This is a genomic window from Salinihabitans flavidus, from assembly GCF_900110425.1.
Taxonomy (GTDB): Bacteria; Pseudomonadota; Alphaproteobacteria; order Rhodobacterales; family Rhodobacteraceae; genus Salinihabitans; species Salinihabitans flavidus.
On the sequence record NZ_FODS01000002.1, the window covers coordinates 290,011 to 303,972 of the forward strand.

A 13,962-nucleotide genomic window follows, 5' to 3' on the forward strand; every position below is an offset into this window, starting at 1 on the left:
TAGATAGGTAAAATGACGATGAAGAGCACCCTTCTGGCCGCAGGCGCGGTCCTTGCGATGGCCTTTCCCGCGGCGGCGGAAAAGCTGCCGCTATCGGCGATTTCCTCCTATCTCAATTCTCTGACCACGGCGCAGGCCGGGTTCACCCAGCTCAACGAGGATGGAACGCGTTCGGCCGGGCAGCTTTACATCAAGCGCCCCGGCAAGATGCGGTTCGAATACGACCCGCCCAACGAGGGGCTTGTGATGGCCGGTTCCGGCGCGGTGGCCATTTTCGACGGCCGCTCGAACCAGCCGCCCGAAACCTATCCGCTCAAGCGCACACCGCTGTCGATCATCCTTGCGCCCAATGTGAATCTGGGCCGTGAACGCATGGTGATCGGCCACACAGAGGACGGCATCGCCACGGTCGTGACCGCGCAAGATCCCGACAACCCCGATTACGGCACCATCAAGCTTTACTTCACCGCCAATCCGGTAACGCTTCGCCAATGGGTGATCAACAACGGGGATGGCGGGACGGTGACAGTCCGGCTGGGCGAATTGAAGACCGGGATCTCACTGTCCAACGATCTGTTCAACATCCGCAAGCAGGAGGGGCGTCCCGAACGCTGATCCGCGCGTGCCGGGCCGAACCTGCCCCCACTGGAATGTGGGGTTCGGTCGTCCTTGGCCGGGCGGGTGCATACCCTCTTGCCCGCGCGGGGCGTCTACGATCAGGTGCAACGCCCGCCAGAGCGCCCCTGCCCCGGCCTACGCCCGGCCGCAGCGCGAAAGCTGCGCCTTGTAAACCCTGGCGCGGTCCTCCACCTCCGAGGCGACGCGCAGTAGCCACGATTTGCTGCGATAGCTGCCACGGGCATACCCGGTGTGCCCCTCGTGGTAGTTGAGATACTGTGCCCGCGTATCGGCCAGCGCTATGCCGTTGCGCTCGCGGCTCTTGTTCATGTACCAGCCCATGAAATCGCTCGCATCGCGGATGCGGTCGCGCCGCGCCCTTCGGTTGCGGGTTTCGTTCTGGTATTCCTCCCATGTGCCGTCAAGCGCCTGCGCATAGCCATAGGCAGAGCTTTGCCGTCCCATCGGAAGAATGCCCAGGACATAGCGGTTCGGCGTGCGTGCGTTGCCGATGAATTTGCTTTCCTGATAGATCGTCGCCATCTGCACATGCACCGGCACACCCCAACGGCGTTCGGTCGCGCGGAATGCGCGCAGGTAGTGCGGCCGCTCGTTCACGATGGCGCAGGCGTCATCGAGATTGCGCGGCGGCGTAAATCGCCCACTGCCGCAGGATGTAACCAGCAACAGGATCACCAGGGCGCGGAAGAATCTGCTCATCTGCCTCTCGCCTATGTTTGGTCTTGTTTTTCAGGCAGACTAGCGCATTTGCCCGTCCGAGGGAATGAATTTCCTGTGGAAGTCCGTGACCCGGACCCCGTGCCGCAGGCGGCCGGGTCCGGGAGGGGCATATGGCGCGGGGGTCAGACCCGTTCGATGGCGATCGCGGTGCCCTCGCCGCCGCCGATGCAGATCGCGGCGACGCCGCGTTTCAGGCCACGCTTTTCCAGCGCGTTGAGAAGTGTCACCATGATCCGCGCCCCCGACGCGCCGATCGGATGGCCAAGCGCGCAGGCGCCACCGTTGACGTTCACCTGCTCCCGCTCCAGCCCCATCTCGCGCATGAAGGCCATGGGAACCACGGCGAACGCCTCGTTCACCTCCCACAGATCGACGTCTTCGACGGTCCAGCCAATCCGGTCGAGCAGTTTGCGCGCGGCGGGCACCGGCGCGGTGGTGAACCAGCCTGGCGCCTGCGCGTGACTGGCGTGACCAAGGATACGGGCGCGGATGTTCAGCCCGCCCGCCTCCGCCGCTTCTTCGGAGGCGAGGACAAGCGCCGCCGCCCCGTCGGAGATCGAAGAGGAATTGGCCGCGGTCACGGTGCCGTCCTTGCGGAAGGCGGGGTTGAGGTGAGGAATTTTCTCGGGCCGGGCCTTGCCGGGCTGTTCGTCCGTGTCCACCGACTGATCGCCCTTGCGGGTCTTGACGGTGACGGCAGTGATCTCTCCGTCGAAGGCGCCGGTGTCCTGCGCCTCACGCGCGTTCGACAAAGAGCGGATGGCATATTCGTCCTGCGCCTCGCGGGTGAACTGAAATTTTTCCGCGCAATCCTCGGCAAAGGTGCCCATCAGGCGGCCCTTGTCATAGGCGTCTTCCAGCCCGTCGAGGAACATGTGGTCGACCACCTGCGCGTGCCCGATCCGCGCGCCGCCGCGCATCTTGGGCAGCAGGTAGGGCGATTCCGTCATGCTTTCCATACCGCCCGCGATCATCACCCCGCTCGCGCCGAGGGCGATCTGATCGAAGCCGACCATCGCCGCCTTCATGCCCGAGCCGCACATCTTGTTGAGCGTGGTGGCCGGCACCTCTTCGCCCAGCCCCGCGCCAAAGCCCGCCTGCCGCGCGGGGGCCTGCCCCTGACCAGCGGGCAGCACGCAGCCCATCACCACCTCCTCCACGGTGTCCGTCTTCGCGTCGGCCAGTGCGGCGCGAATCGCGGCGGCGCCGAGATCGGCCGCCGGAACCCCGGCGAACACGCCCTGAAACCCGCCCATCGGGGTGCGGGCCGCGCCCGCGATCACCACGTTTTTCATGTCGTCCTCCTTGACAGGTTCGCTGCCCTGTCTGCGCCGCAATTGCTACAGGGATGTTTCAAGCAGGTCGCGGCGCGTTTGGCAACAGCGGTGGCGCGATACCTGTTGGTAAGGTTTGCCGCCTATCCTCGCCCCGGATCGAGAAGCAGAGACGGAGCAGGCCATGAACCTGTCGAGCAGAACCGGGCATGACGCCCTTGTCGTGACGGTGAACGCACCGCGCATCGACGCGGCGGTGGCGATCCAGTTCAAGGACCGGATGCGCGCGGAGACGGAACAGGGACCGCCGCGCGTCATCCTCGATCTGTCGCAGGTGGAATTCGTCGATTCCAGTGGGCTGGGCGCCATCGTCGCGGTGATGAAGCAGTTGGCCGCGCCGCGCCGGATGGAGCTTTCGGGCCTGCGCGGCAACGTGGACAGGGTGTTCCGCCTGACGCGGATGGATTCGGTGTTCAACATCCACGCGTCACTCGATGACGCGCTCGCGTCATGATCGCCCGGCAGCGCGGCGCTCCCGATGTGCGGCAGGCTCGTCAGGCGATGAGACCCCCACCACAGATCCGATTCCATATCACCATGGCGGGGCAGGCACATCATGTGCGCGGTGCTCTTTCGGCGCTCACCTGCCATCTGCGTGGGCAGAATGTGCCCGAACCGGTGATTGCCACGACAGAGATCGTGCTCGCCGAGGTGCTCAACAACGTGGTCGAACATGCGCTGAGCGGGGGCGCGGACGGGCAAATCGACCTGCGCTGCCGGCGCGCGGGCAGCGGGCTTTGCTTCGAGATCCGCGACGACGGGCGCGCCATGCCGGGCGGTACGCTCCCCGAAGGGCATCTGCCGCCGGTGGGCGACCGGGTTGCGGATCTGCCCGAAGGGGGCTGGGGCTGGGGGTTGGTGCGCCGGTTGGCGCAGGACCCGAGCTATCACCGCGCGGACGGGCGCAACCACATGCGCTTCCGCATCGCCCTGCCAGAGTAGCGAGCGCCCGGAGCGGCGGAAAAAAGCGGTTCCAACTTCCCCGCAACCTGCCATACCCTCCGGCGCAGCACAGCAGCGGAGGATCAGATATGCGCGATTTCCACCTTCCGGGGCGCTCGCCCGTCTTTGCGGGAAATGGCATCTGCGCCACCTCGCATCCGATCGCGGCGCAGGCGGCGCTCGACATCCTCAAGCAGGGCGGCAACGCGATGGACGCGGCTATCGCGGGGGCGGTTCTTCTGGGCATATGCGAGCCACATATGTGCGGGATCGGCGGCGATTGTTTCGTGCTGTGGTCGCCGGCGGGGGGCGACGACATCCGCGCGCTGAACGGGTCGGGCCGGGCCTGCGCGGCGGCGGATGCGGCGGCGCTTCGGGCGCAGGGGCTGGACACGATCCCCGTGGGCAGCGCCCATGCGGTCACGATCCCCGGCGCGGTGGCGGGCTTCTGCCACCTGTCGCAAACCCAGGGGCGGCTTGGCCTTGATGCCGTACTGGCCCCGGCGATCCGCTACGCCGAGGAGGGGGTGCCCATCGCCCCGCGCGTGGCCCAAGATCTGGCCACATGCAGTGCCGCGCTACAGGGGCACGGCCCCGCCCATTTCATGAAGGATGGCCGCCCCCTGCGTGTGGGTGACAGGTTCCGCGCGCCGGGGCAGGCCGAGGTGCTGCGCCGGATCGCGCAACACGGGCCGGACGCCTTCTATACCGGAGAGGTCGCGGAGGACATGCTCGCCGCCCTGCATGCGGCGGGCGGCCGGCAGACGGCAGAGGATTTCGCCGCCGCCCGCTGCGACGAGACGGTGCCGATCCGCGGCACATACGGCCCGCAGGAGTTGGTGGAGCATCCGCCCAACGGTCAGGGGGCGACAGCGATCCTGCTGCTCAATATCCTCAAGCACTTCGATCTCGCGGCGATGGACCCGCTCGGCGCAAGGCGCGCGCATCTTGAGGCCGAGGCCGCGAAACTGGCCTATGACGCGCGCAACCGCATCGTGGCCGATCCGGACGCCACCGCCCGGCTGGAGGCAATGCTCGCGCCCGAAACCGCCGCGCGGCTTGCCGCGTTGATCGACCCGGCCCGCGCCATGACACACCCGCCCCCCCTGACAGAGGCGGTGCACAAGGATACCGTCTATATCACGGTGGTCGACCGCGATCGCATGGCGGTCTCGCTGATCTACTCGATCTTCCACGGCTTCGGCTCTGGCATCGCGTCGGAAAAGTTCGGCATCGCGATGCAGAATCGCGGCGCCGGCTTCACGCTGGAGAAAGGGCATCCCAACGAATACGGGCCCGGCAAGCGGCCGATGCACACGATCATTCCCGGCATGCTCTGTGAAGGCGGGCGCACGGTCATGCCCTTCGGCGTTATGGGCGGGCAGTATCAATCGAGCGGTCACGCGCGCTTCATCTCCAACATGACCGATTTCGGCATGGACCCTCAGACCGCGATCGACGCGCCGCGCCTGTTTCCCGATGGCGGTGAGTTGCGGATGGAACGGGGGTTTGCCGATCCGGTGCGCCAGGCGCTGGCCGATCTGGGGCACAAAGTCGTCACCCCGGATGCCCCCCTCGGCGGGGCGCAGGCGATCCGGATTCAAGACGGCTGGCTTGAAGGGGCGTCCGACCCGCGCAAGGACGGCTGCGCCATCGGCTATTGAACCCCGGCGGCGGGTGGGCGCAAACCCTCCCCTGCCGTCAATTCAACTGGAAATGCAGCGGGTAATGCCCGTCCTCGAACGGTCCGAAAAGATCGGGAATGTCGGGATGGCTCACCGGCTCGCCGGAATAATCGGCGACCAGATTCTGCTCAGAAACATAGGCGACGTAGTAGCTCTGATCGTTTTCGGCCAGCAGGTGATAGAAGGGCTGATCCTTGACCGGGCGGCTTTCCTCGGGAATCGCGTCATACCATTCCTCGGTATTGGCGAATTCCGGGTCCACGTCGAAGACCACCCCGCGGAAGGGATGCTTCTTGTGGCGCACGACCTGGCCCAATCCGTATTTTGCGCGTGTCTTCAACATAACAAGATGCCCCTACCCCTTGAACCTAGTGGGTGCAAGGGGGCGATGTCCACATTTCCGCCACAATTGGCGGGGAAACAGACTGTGAACCTTACCTGCACAGTGTCCCGCCCCGCGCCGGATCGGCCCGCACGGTGAATTGACCGCAAGCGCAAAAAGGCACAGGTTTCCCGCATGGGGCAAAAGGTGGGTATTGCCGCTTCATCTGGGGGCAACATGCAGATTGACTACGACAGTCTCACGGCAACCGTGGCCGCCCTGACCGAGGGGGAAACCGACGCTGTGGCGCTCATGGCGACGCTGGCGTGCGAATTGCATCATGCCGACGACCGTTTCGACTGGACGGGGTTTTATCGCGTGGTGGCACCGGACCTGCTCAAGATCGGCCCTTATCAGGGCGGGCACGGCTGCCTCGTGATCCCGTTTTCGCGCGGGATTTGCGGCGCGGCGGCCCGCACCCGCGAGATCCAGCTCGTCGCGGATGTGGAGGCTTTTCCCGGCCATATCGCCTGTTCAGCCTCCACCCGGTCGGAACTGGTGCTGCCGGTCACGAATGGTGCGGGCGACCTGCTTGGCGTGCTGGACATCGACAGCGACCGTCCCGACGCCTTCACCGAAAAGGACGCCGCGCGCCTCTCTGCCATCCTCTCCGACACCTTCCGGCACGCCCGCTGAGCCGGGAGCGTTGCGAAACGCCGGAGGGGGGCGTTGCCCCGTCGCCGCGCGGCGACGACTCCCCCAGAGGACTGGGACAAAGGTGAAGGGTCTGCCCAATGCGCTTTCACCTTTGCGCGAATACTCGCAAAAGCAACGCCCGCCCCGTTCACACCGCCCGCGAGGGTGCAATCGGCATCGCGCGCACCGACAAAATACCGACGTTATACCGACGTAATACCGAAAAGGGTTTTAGCGTTGAATCAAAGGGTTAACCTATGATTCGGAAAATCACGCCAAAACCGCTTCCGCCGCCGCCCCGATCCGCAGAAGGCGGTCTTCGGACATGGGCGCCGTAGCGAATTGAATCCCGCAACTCGCCACGCCGGTGGGCAGGGTCAGAACCGTTTGACCCATCAGGTTCCCGATCCGCGTGTTGCGCAGGGTCAGAAGGTTCCGGCTCACGTAGTACGACTCGTCACGGCCCAGCCGCGCCAGATCGGGCGGCAGGATCGGGCAGGCGGGCGTCAGCACCGCGTCGAAGCGTGCCATGCGCGCGTCAAAACGGCGGCGATCCTCGTGAAGCTCGGCCCAACCGGCGGCAAAATCGGGGGCGGAGAAGCTGGCACCCGATTGAAAACGCTCGCGAATCCGGTCGAACATCAGGTCCGGGTCGGCCTCTATCTCATCACGCCACTGGCCATAGGCCTCGCCGGTGAACAGCACGCCCGACAGCGCCATCGCACGGGCCACCTCCGGCGCCTCGACGCGCTCCACCCGCGCGCCGGCAGCCTGCAGGCGCTCCACCGCAGACAGGAAGGCGGCATGCGGCGTGTCCTCAAGATCGTCCATCGCCACGGTGTCCAACAGGGCGAAGCGCATTCCTTCAAGCCGCGCGCCGCGCAGATCCGGCGCCCCCCGCCCCTCCAGCGCGGCCAGCATCAGCGCGGCATCCTCCACCGTGCGGCACAGTGGGCCGACCGTGTCGAAAGAAGGGCAAAGCGGCACAACCCCCTCAAGACTCAGGCGTTTTTCGGTGGTTTTCAGCCCCACCAGATCGTTCCACGCTGACGGGATGCGCACCGATCCACCGGTGTCCGTGCCCACCCCTGCCGCCGCCAGCCCGAAGGCCACGGAGGCCGCCGCCCCCGAGGACGATCCCCCCGACACAGCGCGCGGGTCGTTCACGCAGGGGGGTGTGGCGGTGATCGGGTTGTAGCCCAGCCCCGAGAAGGCCAGTTCCGACATATGGGTCTTGCCAAGGCACACCAGCCCCATCGCGGTGGCATTGCGCAGCACCCGCGCATCGCGCCCTGGCACCCGGTCTCTCAGAAGGGCCGATCCGGCCTCTGTCTCGACCCCGGCAGTGTCGAACAGGTCTTTCCAGCTCACGGGCACCCCGTCGAGCGGCGACAGGCGATAGCCGGCACGCGCGCGCTCGGCCGCCGCCGCCGCCTCGGCCATGGCGCGATCCGGGGTAAGCCTCGCATAGATGCGGTCGCGCAGGTCGTGGCTTTCGATCGCGCCCAGAAACGCCTGGGTGAGTGCTACCGGATCAATCGCCCCCTCGCCGATTCCACGCCCCAGATCCGCCGCGCTCATCTCAAGCCATTCGAACATGCCCGCCTCTCCCCGTGAAATTCTTGTTCAGTGACGGTAGCGGCCTTGCGGCGCATGGACAATCCCGAAGCAAGACGCATATTGGAAGGCATGGAACATGACAGCGATATCGTGATTGCCGGGGGCGGGCTGAACGGGCCGGCGCTCGCGTTGGGGCTGGCACGAGCCGGGTTCTCGGTGACGGTGGTGGATGCCCGTCCCGCCGCCATCCGCGCCGGCGACAATTTCGACGGGCGCGGCTATGCGCTGGCGCTGGCCTCGCAACGCCTGCTGCGGCGCATCGGCGTGTGGGACCGCGTGGAGGCCAACGCCCAGCCGATGCTCGAGATCAAGGTCACGGACGGCCGCGCGGGGGAGGGTCCGTCGCCCTTCCTGCTGCATTTCGATCATGCCGAGATCGAGGAAGGGCCGATGGGCTTCATGCTCGAGGACCGCTTTCTCTACCGCGCCTTTCAGGAGGCGATGCACGAGGCGCCGCGCATCACCACAATCCATGAGGACAGCGTTGTCGCACAGGCCCCCGGCACGGCGGGGGTGACGGTCACGCTCGCCTCGGGGCGGCAGCTTGGGGCGGCGCTGCTGGTGGGCTGCGATGGGCGGCAAAGCGGCGTGGCGATGCGCGCGGGTATCCGGCGCACCGGCTGGGGCTACGGACAGACGGCGCTGGTCTGCGCCATCGCGCATGAAAAGCCCCATCACGGCATCGCGCATCAGTTCTTCATGCCGCCCGGGCCGCTGGCCATCCTGCCGCTGCCGGGCAACCGAAGCTCCATCGTCTGGACCGAAAGCGATGCGATGGCCGCCCGGATCGACGCGATGGAGGATGACGATTACCTCGCCGTGTTGCGCCCGCGCTTCGGCGATTTCCTCGGAGAGATTTCACTGGCCGGCGAGCGGTTCACCTATCCGCTCGGCCTGACGGTCGCGAACCGCTTTGCCGCGCCGCGCATCGCGCTTGTTGGGGACGCTGCACATGGGATGCACCCGATCGCCGGGCAGGGTCTCAATGCCGGGCTGCGCGACGTGGGTGCGCTGGTTCAGGTGCTGACAGAGGCGCGCCGCCGCGGAGAGGACATCGGTATGATACAGGTTCTGGAACGGTATCAGGAGTGGCGCCGCTTTGACACACAGGCGCTTGCGATGGCGACGGATATGACAAACCGTCTGTTTTCCAACGACAATCCGCTTCTGCGACTGGGCCGCGACATCGGGATGGGGCTGATCAATCTCGCGCCGGGGCTGCGGCGGGGGGTCATCCGCGAGGCGGCGGGCCTGACCGGGGACCTGCCAGAGCTGATGCGCGCCTAGTCAAGCTTGCGCGCCTCATCGACGAGCATCACCGGAATCCCCTCGCGGATCGGAAAGGCGAGCCGCGCCCGACGGGACAAAAGCTCCTGTTTCTCGGCGTCATACTCAAGCGTCGTCTGCGTGACGGGGCAGACCAGCGCCTCCAGCATGCGGCGGTCGAAAGCGGGGGAAGGGGTCATTGCATGATGTCCTCCGAATCGCCGCCCCGCATGGCAAATTCCATCAGGGTGACAAGCGTTTCACGCCGCGTTTGAAGCGATGGTGCCTCAAGCAAGGCCTGTTTGTCCTCAGGTTTGAATTCCAGCAGCATCGAGAGCGAATTGATCAGCAGTTCGTCGTCCGCCTCCTTCAGGGAGTCCCAGTCGGTCGACAGGTTCAGCGCCTCGAAAAACCGCGACAGAAGGATCATGAACCGCTCGCGAGAGAACCCCGGATCACGTTCCGATGGGCCGAGGTCACGGTCGAATCCGTCCCAGCTTATGCGGGCGCGACGATAGGGCTGAAACCCCTCCACCTCTTGCAGGACGCGAAACCGCGACACCCCCGCCAGCGTGATCAGGTAGCGACCATCCTCGGTTTCGGAAAACTGCGTGACGCGACCGGCGCAGCCGATGGCGTGAAGCACCGGGGCCTCCTGTCCCGGCACGGCATGCGGCTGTACCATCCCGATAAGTCGACCCGACGTCTTGAGCGTATCGTCCAGCATCGCCAGGTATCGCGGCTCGAAGATATGAAGCGGCAAGCGCGCGCGTGGCAGGAGAAGCGCCCCGGAAAGCGGAAACACGGGCAGCATATCGGGAAGATCGGCAGGTTTTATCATATCCTCTAGCTTAGCCCGGTTTCACCGTCAGGCAAATATCATCGAGGTGAGTTTGCGGCGTCCATTCAATACCACCGGATCATTCGGCTTCAGCGCATCGAAGATCTTGAAAAGCTGCGTCTTTGCAGCCTCATCGTTCCACTCGCGGTCCCGCCGGAAAAGCTCCAGTAACTGCTCGACCGCGCCTTCGGCATCGCCAGAAGCATGCAGCGCCAGCGCCAGATCGAACCGCGCCTGATGGTCGTCGGGATCAGCTTCGACCTTGTCGCGCAGTTCCGCCACGGGGCCGGCGTTCTCGGCCTGCCGGGCCAGCTCGATCTGCGCATGGGCGGCCTCGATCTCGGCCGCATGGCTGATTTCTGCCGGGGCCCCGTTGAGAACGGCCTCTGCCTGTTCCACATCGTTCAGTGCCAGATGCGCCCGCGCCAGCCCCCCATAGGCGGCGGCATTGTTGGGATCCTCGCCAATGATAGCAGCAAAGGTCTGTGCGGCGTCGCTGGCCGCGCCCTCGGTGAGCATGGTCTCGGCGGCCTTGATCGCCTCGGCCAGACCGTCGCCGCCCTCGACGGCGGCGCCGCCGGCTTCGATCACGCGCTGCACGAAGGCGTCCACCTCCGACGGGGGCAGAGCCCCCTGAAACCCGTCGATCGGCTGCCCTTGATAGAAGGCATAGACCGTCGGGATCGACTGCACCCGCAGCTGTCCGGCGATGCCCTGATTCTCATCGACGTTGACCTTGGCCATCTTCACCGCGCCGTTTGCCTTGGTCACGGCCGCCTCCAGCGCGGGGCCAAGCGTTTTGCACGGGCCGCACCATGGCGCCCAGAAATCCACGATCACCGGCACCTGTTGCGATGCCTCGACCACCTCGGCCATGAAGTCGGCCTCGCTCACATCCTTGATCAGATCACCGGCGGGGGTCTGTGTGCCTTGTCCGAGTTCCAGCATTATTGTCATCCCTTGTCTGCGTTTGCCCCTATATGAGGGCTACGCGTCCCGAGTCAAAGGTCGAAAGTGGCAAAAACCGGGGCGTGGTCGCTCGGTTTCTCCCATCCGCGCGCGGCACGCAGGATGCGGCTGTTGTGACCTGCGTTCGCAATGTCCGGAGTGGCCCAGACATGATCGAGCCTGCGGCCCTTGTCGGCGGCATCCCAATCGCGCGCCCGATAGCTCCACCAGCTATAGAGCTGGCCGTCGGGAATGTCCTTGCGGGTGATGTCCACCCAGGCCCCGGCCTCCTGCGTCTGGCCAAGCTGCTCAACCTCCTCTGGGGTGTGGCTCACCACCTTGAGAAGCTTCTTGTGACTCCAGACGTCATCCTCGCGCGGGGCGATGTTGAGATCGCCCACGAGGATCGATCGGGTCATCTGCTCATCGCGGAACCAGTCGCGCATCTCTGTCAGGTAATCGAGCTTCTGGCCGAATTTCTCGTTCACCGCACGATCGGGCACGTCGCCTCCAGCGGGCACATAGAAATTGTGGATCACGACCCCGTTGTCCAGCCGCGCCGCCACATGCCGCGCATGGCCGAGACCAGCGAAATCCATCTCGCCCATATCCTCGATCGGCGCTTTTGACAAAATGGCCACTCCGTTGTAGCCTTTCTGACCACGCGCCACCATGTGGTGGTAGCCAAGTGCTTTGAACCGCTCCATCGGGATCTTCTCGACCGGGGACTTGCACTCCTGCAGACACAGGATATCCGGTCCCTCCTCTTCGAGAAGTTTGCAAACGATCGGCTCGCGTAAACGCACCGAGTTGATGTTCCAGGTGGCGAGGGTAAAGGGCATGTCAGGCTCTCCGCTTTTTGCGGAACCTATCCCCCGCCGCGTCGGTTTTCCAGTCGATAGTGCCTGCGCGGACAGCCCGAAAATCGCCCTTCCACCCCCCTTGACCGGGGCTGTCCCGACGTGGGCGGAGGTAACCGCAGATACAATGCCAAGGAGGACAAGAGCATGACTGTCACCATGAAAACCGAATCCTTCGAACGTGAACGCGTGGATGCCTATCCGACGCGCCATGCGGATCGTGAAACCATCACCGACCGTGCCGACCCTGTGCTGTGGACGGCTTGGAGCGAGGATGCGCCCCTCGCGCGCGAACAGGCGGAGCATTACGAGCAAAAGGGTTATCTGGTGCTCAGAGATCTCTTCACACCGGACGAAGTGCGCGGCCTGATGGATGTGAGCCGCCGCCTGCGCACAACCGACCCGGCCGAGCGCCCGGCCGATTTCGTCTCGGAACCCGCCTCTGACGAGGTGCGCACCATCTTCCGACTGGACGAGCATTCCGAAACCTTCGCGCGACTCGCGGCCGATGCGCGCTTGGCCCGCGTGGCCGAGTTTCTGCTGGGCGACCGGGTGTATCTCCATCAGTCCCGGCTCAACTACAAGCCGGGCTTCAAGGGCAAGGAATTCTACTGGCACTCGGATTTCGAAACATGGCACGCTGAGGACGGTGTGCCCCGGATGCGCGCGGTTTCGGCCTCTATCCTGCTCACCGACAACACCTCGGTGAACGGACCGCTGATGCTTGTGCCCGGCTCGCACCGGAGGTTCATCGGCTGCCGGGGCGCCACGCCCGAAGACAACCACAAGACCTCTCTGAAGGCACAGGTGGTCGGCGTGCCGCAGCCCGAGACGATCGCGAAGCTGGTAAAGGAACACGGACTCGACACCGCCACCGGTCCGGCCGGCACCGTGGTGTTCTTCGAGTGCAACACGCTGCACGGCTCGAACGGGAATATCACGCCCTTTCCGCGGTCAAACGCGTTCTTCGTCTATAACGCGCTGACCAATCGCCCCAGCGCGCCCTTCGCGGCGAAAACCCCGCGTCCCGAATGGCTCGCCAACCGCGACACTATCACCCCGCTGGAGGCGCGCCGCGGGGCGATCACGGGTGAGGGCGCAGCCTGACGGCAAGCTCCACAAAAAAAGGCCCGGGCAAAGCCCGGGCCAGTCCAACAGGGAGGTGCATATCATTACCCGGATATGCGCGGGATCTCTTTTCGCATCGCTCAGACATAATCGATACTAGCCCAATTTGAAGATGTTCTGAACATTTAGAATTGCTCCAGATCAACCTAAGCATGAATTTGCCTACGCAACGAGACGATAGCCGCCCGATTCCGTCACCAAAATCCGCGCGTTCGACGGATCTGGTTCGATCTTCTGGCGCAGCCGGTAGATATGCGTCTCAAGCGTGTGGGTCGTCACCCCGGCATTGTAGCCCCAAACCTCGTGCAACAGCACGTCGCGCGCCACCACGCCTTCGCTCGCGCGGTAAAGGAACTTGAGTATATTGGTTTCCTTCTCGGTCAGGCGGATCTTGCGTTCGTCTTCGGTGATCAGCATCTTCATAGCCGGTTTGAACGTATAGGGACCAAGCGTGAAAACCGCATCCTCGGATTGCTCGTGCTGGCGAAGCTGCGCCCGGATACGGGCGAGAAGCACGGGAAACTTGAACGGCTTGCTCACGTAGTCATTCGCCCCCGCATCAAGGCCAAGGATCGTGTCGGCGTCACCGTCATGGCCGGTGAGCATCAGGATCGGGCTCTTCACCCCTTGCTTGCGCATCAACCGGCAAAGCTCTCGCCCATCGGTGTCGGGAAGCCCCACATCGAGAATGACCAGATCATAAATCCCCTCGCGGGCCCGGCTCATGGCCTCGGCACCGTTGCCGGCCTCAAACACGTCGAAATCCTCGGTCATAACGAGTTGCTCCGACAGCGCCTCGCGCAGATCGTCATCGTCATCCACCAGAAGAATTTTCTTGAGCTGTCCCATGCGGGTCTCCTCTATCTCCGTTCACAGACATGGCCGCGCAGCGTGGTGACGGCAAGTTTTGCTGCAATTCTCTCACGCGCTCGTGTAATCCAGCCGGCAAATGTTTCATATT

16 protein-coding genes are annotated in these 13,962 nt (G+C 64.8%); 7 read left to right on the forward strand and 9 right to left on the reverse strand.

What is annotated here, in order from left to right; all coding sequences use genetic code 11:
• The first annotated feature begins 12 nt into the window (after positions 1–12).
• On the forward strand, positions 13–615 hold the full coding sequence (locus tag BMW66_RS03235) for a LolA family protein (protein ID WP_093115327.1): 603 nt from the start codon (positions 13–15) through the stop codon (positions 613–615).
• Between the two features lie 138 nt (positions 616–753).
• Here the strand turns inward: BMW66_RS03235 and BMW66_RS03240 are convergent, their stop codons facing one another.
• Together BMW66_RS03240 and BMW66_RS03245 are read right to left on the reverse strand one after the other, a co-directional pair.
• A complete protein-coding gene (locus tag BMW66_RS03240; protein WP_093115329.1) occupies positions 754–1,338 on the reverse strand; it encodes a transglycosylase SLT domain-containing protein in 585 nt (194 codons plus the stop codon).
• A 143-nt stretch (positions 1,339–1,481) separates the two neighbouring features.
• On the reverse strand, positions 1,482–2,654 hold the full coding sequence (locus BMW66_RS03245) for a thiolase family protein (protein ID WP_093115331.1): 1,173 nt from the start codon (positions 2,652–2,654) through the stop codon (positions 1,482–1,484).
• 163 nt (positions 2,655–2,817) lie between these two features.
• On the opposite strand from BMW66_RS03245, the gene BMW66_RS03250 reads away from it, so the two are divergent.
• The 3 genes from BMW66_RS03250 to BMW66_RS03260 all read left to right on the forward strand — a co-directional run bounded on the left by BMW66_RS03250 (position 2,818) and on the right by BMW66_RS03260 (position 5,299).
• Positions 2,818–3,147 (forward strand): STAS domain-containing protein, encoded by a 330-nt coding sequence (locus tag BMW66_RS03250; RefSeq protein WP_093115333.1) that lies wholly within the window; start codon positions 2,818–2,820, stop codon positions 3,145–3,147.
• Positions 3,148–3,230: 83 nt separating this feature from the next.
• Positions 3,231–3,635 carry an ATP-binding protein gene (locus BMW66_RS03255; protein WP_217639282.1) on the forward strand — a complete coding sequence of 135 codons (405 nt, stop codon included), beginning with the start codon at positions 3,231–3,233 and terminating at the stop codon, positions 3,633–3,635.
• Between the two features lie 89 nt (positions 3,636–3,724).
• Positions 3,725–5,299, forward strand: coding sequence for a gamma-glutamyltransferase family protein (locus BMW66_RS03260; protein ID WP_093115337.1), 1,575 nt, complete (start codon positions 3,725–3,727; stop codon positions 5,297–5,299).
• A 37-nt stretch (positions 5,300–5,336) separates the two neighbouring features.
• Here BMW66_RS03260 and hspQ read toward each other — a convergent pair whose 3' ends face one another.
• Positions 5,337–5,663, reverse strand: a complete 327-nt coding sequence (gene hspQ, locus BMW66_RS03265; protein WP_093115339.1) for a heat shock protein HspQ — start codon at positions 5,661–5,663, stop codon at positions 5,337–5,339.
• A gap of 216 nt (positions 5,664–5,879) precedes the next feature.
• Here hspQ and BMW66_RS03270 point away from each other — a divergent pair, with 216 nt between their 5' ends.
• Complete coding sequence (locus BMW66_RS03270; RefSeq protein ID WP_093115424.1) at positions 5,880–6,338, forward strand: GAF domain-containing protein; 459 nt, start codon at positions 5,880–5,882, stop codon at positions 6,336–6,338.
• A gap of 270 nt (positions 6,339–6,608) precedes the next feature.
• Here the strand turns inward: BMW66_RS03270 and BMW66_RS03275 are convergent, their stop codons facing one another.
• Complete coding sequence (locus BMW66_RS03275; RefSeq protein ID WP_093115341.1) at positions 6,609–7,937, reverse strand: amidase; 1,329 nt, start codon at positions 7,935–7,937, stop codon at positions 6,609–6,611.
• A gap of 90 nt (positions 7,938–8,027) precedes the next feature.
• On the opposite strand from BMW66_RS03275, the gene BMW66_RS03280 reads away from it, so the two are divergent.
• The gene (locus BMW66_RS03280) at positions 8,028–9,245 is read left to right on the forward strand and encodes a UbiH/UbiF/VisC/COQ6 family ubiquinone biosynthesis hydroxylase (protein ID WP_093115343.1); all 1,218 of its coding nucleotides are present in this window, start codon (positions 8,028–8,030) and stop codon (positions 9,243–9,245) included.
• Here BMW66_RS03280 and BMW66_RS03285 read toward each other — a convergent pair.
• Genes BMW66_RS03285 through xth form a run of 4 tightly spaced genes read right to left on the reverse strand, consistent with a single transcriptional unit; the run spans position 9,242 to position 11,855 of the window.
• Entirely contained in the window at positions 9,242–9,424 is a 183-nt protein-coding gene (locus BMW66_RS03285; RefSeq protein ID WP_093115345.1) for a Trm112 family protein, read from the reverse strand. The two genes, BMW66_RS03280 and BMW66_RS03285, sit on opposite strands and share 4 nt — an antisense overlap.
• On the reverse strand, positions 9,421–10,065 hold the full coding sequence (locus BMW66_RS03290; RefSeq protein WP_093115347.1) for an LON peptidase substrate-binding domain-containing protein: 645 nt from the start codon (positions 10,063–10,065) through the stop codon (positions 9,421–9,423). Before BMW66_RS03290 ends, BMW66_RS03285 begins: the two co-directional genes overlap by 4 nt.
• A gap of 27 nt (positions 10,066–10,092) precedes the next feature.
• Entirely contained in the window at positions 10,093–11,013 is a 921-nt protein-coding gene (locus tag BMW66_RS03295) for a thioredoxin family protein (protein ID WP_093115349.1), read from the reverse strand.
• Positions 11,014–11,066: 53 nt separating this feature from the next.
• Positions 11,067–11,855, reverse strand: coding sequence for an exodeoxyribonuclease III (gene xth, locus BMW66_RS03300; RefSeq protein ID WP_093115351.1), 789 nt, complete (start codon positions 11,853–11,855; stop codon positions 11,067–11,069).
• A 177-nt stretch (positions 11,856–12,032) separates the two neighbouring features.
• Between xth and thpD the strand changes: the two genes are divergently transcribed.
• On the forward strand, positions 12,033–12,980 hold the full coding sequence (thpD, locus tag BMW66_RS03305) for an ectoine hydroxylase (protein WP_245729317.1): 948 nt from the start codon (positions 12,033–12,035) through the stop codon (positions 12,978–12,980).
• A 183-nt stretch (positions 12,981–13,163) separates the two neighbouring features.
• Here the strand turns inward: thpD and BMW66_RS03310 are convergent, their stop codons facing one another.
• Positions 13,164–13,850, reverse strand: coding sequence for a response regulator transcription factor (locus tag BMW66_RS03310; RefSeq protein WP_093115355.1), 687 nt, complete (start codon positions 13,848–13,850; stop codon positions 13,164–13,166).
• Between the last annotated feature and the right edge of the window lie 112 nt (positions 13,851–13,962).

What these genes read in the sequence shown, in the direction of transcription:
- BMW66_RS03235 (WP_093115327.1), top strand. Translation starts at nt 13, where the DNA reads ATGACGATGAAGAGCACCCTTCTGGCCGCAGGCGCGGTCCTTGCGATG.
- BMW66_RS03240 (WP_093115329.1), bottom strand. Translation starts at nt 1,338, where the DNA reads ATGAGCAGATTCTTCCGCGCCCTGGTGATCCTGTTGCTGGTTACATCC.
- BMW66_RS03245 (WP_093115331.1), bottom strand. Translation starts at nt 2,654, where the DNA reads ATGAAAAACGTGGTGATCGCGGGCGCGGCCCGCACCCCGATGGGCGGG.
- BMW66_RS03250 (WP_093115333.1), top strand. Translation starts at nt 2,818, where the DNA reads ATGAACCTGTCGAGCAGAACCGGGCATGACGCCCTTGTCGTGACGGTG.
- BMW66_RS03255 (WP_217639282.1), top strand. Translation starts at nt 3,231, where the DNA reads ATGGCGGGGCAGGCACATCATGTGCGCGGTGCTCTTTCGGCGCTCACC.
- BMW66_RS03260 (WP_093115337.1), top strand. Translation starts at nt 3,725, where the DNA reads ATGCGCGATTTCCACCTTCCGGGGCGCTCGCCCGTCTTTGCGGGAAAT.
- hspQ (WP_093115339.1), bottom strand. Translation starts at nt 5,663, where the DNA reads ATGTTGAAGACACGCGCAAAATACGGATTGGGCCAGGTCGTGCGCCAC.
- BMW66_RS03270 (WP_093115424.1), top strand. Translation starts at nt 5,880, where the DNA reads ATGCAGATTGACTACGACAGTCTCACGGCAACCGTGGCCGCCCTGACC.
- BMW66_RS03275 (WP_093115341.1), bottom strand. Translation starts at nt 7,937, where the DNA reads ATGTTCGAATGGCTTGAGATGAGCGCGGCGGATCTGGGGCGTGGAATC.
- BMW66_RS03280 (WP_093115343.1), top strand. Translation starts at nt 8,028, where the DNA reads ATGGAACATGACAGCGATATCGTGATTGCCGGGGGCGGGCTGAACGGG.
- BMW66_RS03285 (WP_093115345.1), bottom strand. Translation starts at nt 9,424, where the DNA reads ATGACCCCTTCCCCCGCTTTCGACCGCCGCATGCTGGAGGCGCTGGTC.
- BMW66_RS03290 (WP_093115347.1), bottom strand. Translation starts at nt 10,065, where the DNA reads ATGATAAAACCTGCCGATCTTCCCGATATGCTGCCCGTGTTTCCGCTT.
- BMW66_RS03295 (WP_093115349.1), bottom strand. Translation starts at nt 11,013, where the DNA reads ATGCTGGAACTCGGACAAGGCACACAGACCCCCGCCGGTGATCTGATC.
- xth (WP_093115351.1), bottom strand. Translation starts at nt 11,855, where the DNA reads ATGCCCTTTACCCTCGCCACCTGGAACATCAACTCGGTGCGTTTACGC.
- thpD (WP_245729317.1), top strand. Translation starts at nt 12,033, where the DNA reads ATGAAAACCGAATCCTTCGAACGTGAACGCGTGGATGCCTATCCGACG.
- BMW66_RS03310 (WP_093115355.1), bottom strand. Translation starts at nt 13,850, where the DNA reads ATGGGACAGCTCAAGAAAATTCTTCTGGTGGATGACGATGACGATCTG.